Source organism: Psychrobacter sp. 1U2 (assembly GCF_051847575.1).
This window is the reverse complement of the sequence record NZ_JBPYDC010001134.1, coordinates 1-693: the sequence shown is the minus strand read 5'-3', so window position 1 is coordinate 693 and position 693 is coordinate 1. Positions and strand designations below refer to the sequence as shown.

General features: G+C 41.0%; 1 protein-coding gene and 1 pseudogene. One reads left to right on the top strand and one right to left on the bottom strand.

Features of this window, described 5'->3' with window-relative positions; all coding sequences use genetic code 11:
* The coding region (locus ACS8FD_RS20810; protein WP_439277266.1) for a DUF2127 domain-containing protein at nt 1-327 on the top strand (327 nt) is incomplete at its 5' end.
* Between the two features lie 156 nt (nt 328-483).
* Here ACS8FD_RS20810 and ACS8FD_RS20805 read toward each other — a convergent pair.
* Nucleotides 484-693, bottom strand: a pseudogene (locus tag ACS8FD_RS20805) (cation:proton antiporter); the annotation flags it as partial.

Here is a 693-nt window from a genome sequence, read left to right as displayed (position 1 = left end):
TCATGGCAACAACGCTTTGGCAGCCTGTTGTCACCACAAATTGACAGTATCGTCCAAATTGCCCAGCAAGCAAGTAAAAACTGGTCACTTTTTTTGTTGTTTATCTTTGCTTATGTCAGTCTGCGTTTTATTGAAGCTTATGGGTTATGGCAAGATAAAACATGGGCGTACTGGTTTAGCGTTATCGGTTATGGAATATTCATTCCTATTGAGATTTACTACTTAATAGTGAGCCCATTTGATTGGTTCAAACTGGGAATCTTACTACTAAATATTATTATTGTCGTTGTGGTCTATCGTAATATGAAACGTAAAGGTTTGATATAACCTTGATAGCAAACCTTATCATAGAGCAGCTGTGCTGTTGAGAGATTGGCACTAGGAAACCAGTATGACGTCATGGCTATATATCTCGCTGACTACTTCGATAGTTATATAGCGTTAATTGTATGGTTTAGATAAGCTGATTAGCTAAATTAATCGCTATTTATGCATAACAGGCTGAATCCTCTTAGCGACTTTACCAATGCTTAACCCTTGTACCAAGATAGAGAAGACGACGACAGCATAGGTAAGCGCCAGTAAAATGTCACGCTCCATCCCTGAGGGTAGCTGTAGTACTAAAGCCACCGAAATGCCGCCGCGTAACCCGCCCCAGGTCAATACTTTCCATGCCCCCTCAGGCAGTTGTAG